The organism is Microbacterium sp. Leaf351 (assembly GCF_001423825.1).
Lineage (GTDB): Bacteria > Actinomycetota > Actinomycetes > Actinomycetales > Microbacteriaceae > Microbacterium > Microbacterium ginsengisoli.
Window position 1 is genome coordinate 323,136 of sequence record NZ_LMPK01000033.1, and the last position, 3,232, is coordinate 326,367.

Sequence of the window (3,232 nt, forward strand, 5' to 3'; positions counted from 1 at the left end):
GAGCGCCGAGCCCTCGACGCCACCGTTCTCCTCGTCGGCGAAGAACGTCACGATCAGGTCGCGCTCGGGCTGTTCTCCGGCGCGCAGGATGTCGGCGACGGACGTGAGGATCATGGCGTCCATGTTCTTCATGTCGACGGCACCGCGACCCCAGAGGTATCCGTCGCGAATCTCACCGGCGAACGGGTCGACGCTCCAGTCGTCGACCATCGCCGGGACGACATCGAGGTGCCCGTGCACGACGAGGGCAGGCTTCGACCGATCACGACCCGGTACTCGCGCCGACACGTTCGTGCGGCGCGCGATCGGCTCGAAGTAGCGGGTCTCGAGTCCGAGTTCCTCGAGGTACGCGCCGACGAACTCGGCCGCCTCGCGCTCGCCTTCGCTGCGTCCGCCACCCCAGTTGGTGGTGTCGATGCGGATCAGATCGCGGGCGAGCCGGATGACCTCCGGCAGCTCCCCCGGCTCGGCTGCAGTCATGCGCCCCAGGCTACCCGCTCGGCGAGGGCCCGCCCGGTTCGTGACGCCGCGTGGAGCATGCTAGGCTCGACCCTCGGTTGCAAGACCACACATCACCCAATGCGCGGGTGGCGGAATAGGTAGACGCGCTAGCTTGAGGTGCTAGTGCCCGTATAGGGCGTGGGGGTTCAAGTCCCCCCTCGCGCACACAGGATGCCTCAGCATCATCACGACGAAGGCCCCCGGAGACGGGGGCCTTCGTCGTTGGCGCATCCGTTGCTGCGGATCTCGCCAGGGGTCGCGCCCACGACCGCGGAGAGGCAGGATGAGCCCCATCGAGCCTGCTGCGACGGGGCCGCGACGGAGGGAAGGGCGATGACGTTCGATGTGCCGGCCGAGGCTTATCAGCGGTTCATGGGACGCTACTCGGAGCCGCTCGCCCAGCGCACGCTGGACGTCGTGGGCGAGCTCGATGGTGTGCGAGCGCTCGATGTCGGTGCGGGTCCCGGGGCGATCGCTGCGGCACTCACCGCGACTCCGGGGGTCACGCCGGTGGCCGCGGTCGACCCCTCCCCGTCCTTCGTCGAGGCGCTGCGCGAACGGCTTCCCGGCTGCGATGCACGTGTCGCAGACGCCGAATCGCTCCCGTTCGCCGATGACGCCTTCGATCTCGTCATCGCGCAGCTGGTGGTCAACTTCCTGCGCGACCCGCACGCCGCCATTCGGGAGATGGCACGGGTCACCCGTCCGGGCGGCGTGATCGCGGCATCGGTCTGGGACTTCGGCGGCGGGCGGGCGCCCCTGTCGCTGTTCTGGCACGCGGCGCGCGAGATGGACCCGACCGTCGACGACGAGACGGGCGGCGTCGGCACAGGTCGGGGCCAGATCGCCGACCTCTTCCGGTCGAACGGACTCGTCGAGGTGGTCGAGCACGAGCTCGAGGTGCACGTTCCGTACACGGGCGTCGACGACTGGTGGGGACCCTACGAACTCGGCGTCGGGCCCGCGGGCGCTTTCGTCGCGACCCTCGACGCGGCCGCCCGAGCAGAGCTGCGCGTCCGCTGCGGAGCACTCCTGCCGGGTCCGAGCGGCGTCATCGACGCGGTGGCGTGGTGCGCTGTCGGGCGCACTCCTCGCATCGACCGGTAGCGCGGCGCACGGGTCAGTCGATCGTGGTGGCGGGCGCGGTCCGGCCGCGCAGGCCGTCGTTGATCGCGAACAGCAGCAGCACGAGACCGGCTCCGAGCGTGATGTGCCCGAGGCCCGCGATTCCGGAGATCGCCGCGCTCGCCGGGACGCCGAGCACCTGCATCGTGCCGTGCACGGTCATGATGGCGACAGTCAGCACGAGCCCCGCGTTGTAGACCCAGAAGAACCACGCGAAGAAGCGGCTGTGGCCGAGGCGGTACACCTTGTCGAGCACGAGCACGATGAGCATGGCGAGGAAGCCGAGGGTCAGCAGATGCGTGTGGAGCACGGCGAGCTGGGTGCCCTCCCCCGATTCGAACGGCGTTCCCTTGGTCATCTCACGGAAGTACACACCGCCTGCGAGTCCGAGCACCAGATAGACGCTCGCCGCGATGAAGACGGCGCGCTGAGACATCCGAGACATCTCTCCCCTTTCGTTACCTTCAGCATATCTGAAAGTAACGAAGGTTCAGATTCCCGCCACCCCGAACAGGAGCCCGAGGACGTACGTGACCGCGGCGGCCCCGAAGCCGATGCCCAGCTGTCGGAGACCGCGGCGCAGCGGCGGCGCCCCCGAGAGGAGACCCACCGCGGCGCCGGTGCCGAGCAGCGCCACCCCGACGAGCGCGAGCGCGACGAGCACGGCCGCAAGACCCTGCAGCCCGAACAGCCACGGCAGCACCGGGATGATCGCCCCCGACGCGAAGAACAGGAAGCTCGAGAGCGCCGCGCTGAACGCGCTGCCCACGACCTCGTGCGTGTCCGCGCCCTCCGGCGGCCGGCGGTAGGGCACCGCACGGTCCGCCGTGCGCGCCGTCTCGATCACCAGACGTGCCCGCGCGGTCGCCTCGGCGTCACCGAGTCCCCGCGCGCGGTAGATCAGGGCGAGCTCGTTCTGGTCGAGGTCGAGATCGGGCAGCACGTCGTCGCCGAAGTTGTTGGGCTCGGTGGCCTCGAGCAGCTCGCGCTGCGAGCGCACCGAGACGAACTCCCCCGCGCCCATCGACAGGGCTCCGGCGAGCAGGCCCGCGATGCCGCTGAACAGCACGATGCGCGCGTCGACGCCGGTCGCCCCGATGCCCATGACGAGCGCGAGGTTCGACACGAGACCGTCGTTCGCCCCGAACACCGCGGCACGGAAGGTTCCCGACAGCCTGCGACGTCCCGCCGCGGCGAGCCCCCGCACGACCTCGCTGTGGATCTTCTCGTCGGCGCGCATCGCCGGGGTCGCGTGGGGGTCGTCGTCGTAGGGCGAGCGCGTCTCGGCCTGCTGAGCAAGGGCGAGCACGAAGATCGACCCGAACCGTCGCGCCATCCAGCCGAGCAGCCGCGTCGATGCCGATGCGCGCGGCAGTCGCTCCGGCTCGCCGCCGAGCAGCGCCAGCCAGTGCGCCTCATGGCGTCCCTCGGCGTCGGCGAGTGCGAGCAGGATGTCCCGCTCCTCCCCCTCGCGGCGCGCGGCGAGGTGACGGTAGACGGCCGCCTCGGCCCGTTCGTTTGCAAGGTAGTGCGCCCAGCGGGCGCGGTCGCGGGCAGTCGCCGGAGCGGAATCGGATGCCACGGGCAGCTCCTCGATCAGGGGGGG

At 70.5% G+C, this 3,232-nt stretch carries 4 protein-coding genes and 1 tRNA gene; 2 read left to right on the forward strand and 3 right to left on the reverse strand.

Features of this window, described 5'->3' with window-relative positions; translation table 11 throughout:
• Positions 1-480 (reverse strand): M20/M25/M40 family metallo-hydrolase (locus tag ASG00_RS17995; protein WP_235559475.1); only part of this gene is annotated, 480 nt, incomplete at its 3' end.
• A 101-nt stretch (positions 481-581) separates the two neighbouring features.
• Here ASG00_RS17995 and ASG00_RS09890 point away from each other — a divergent pair.
• Together ASG00_RS09890 and ASG00_RS09895 are read left to right on the forward strand one after the other, a co-directional pair.
• Positions 582-666 (forward strand) — tRNA-Leu (locus ASG00_RS09890).
• 168 nt (positions 667-834) lie between these two features.
• Positions 835-1,608, forward strand: coding sequence for a class I SAM-dependent methyltransferase (locus tag ASG00_RS09895; RefSeq protein ID WP_056209087.1), 774 nt, complete (start codon positions 835-837; stop codon positions 1,606-1,608).
• Between the two features lie 13 nt (positions 1,609-1,621).
• On the opposite strand, the gene ASG00_RS09900 is transcribed toward ASG00_RS09895, so the two are convergent.
• Positions 1,622-2,062, reverse strand: a complete 441-nt coding sequence (locus ASG00_RS09900) for a DUF2871 domain-containing protein (RefSeq protein ID WP_056209091.1) — start codon at positions 2,060-2,062, stop codon at positions 1,622-1,624.
• A gap of 54 nt (positions 2,063-2,116) precedes the next feature.
• Positions 2,117-3,226 carry a VIT1/CCC1 transporter family protein gene (locus ASG00_RS09905; protein WP_327037504.1) on the reverse strand — a complete coding sequence of 370 codons (1,110 nt, stop codon included), beginning with the start codon at positions 3,224-3,226 and terminating at the stop codon, positions 2,117-2,119.
• Positions 3,227-3,232: the final 6 nt, after the last annotated feature.

What these genes read in the sequence shown, in the direction of transcription:
- ASG00_RS09895 (WP_056209087.1), top strand. Translation starts at nt 835, where the DNA reads ATGACGTTCGATGTGCCGGCCGAGGCTTATCAGCGGTTCATGGGACGC.
- ASG00_RS09900 (WP_056209091.1), bottom strand. Translation starts at nt 2,062, where the DNA reads ATGTCTCAGCGCGCCGTCTTCATCGCGGCGAGCGTCTATCTGGTGCTC.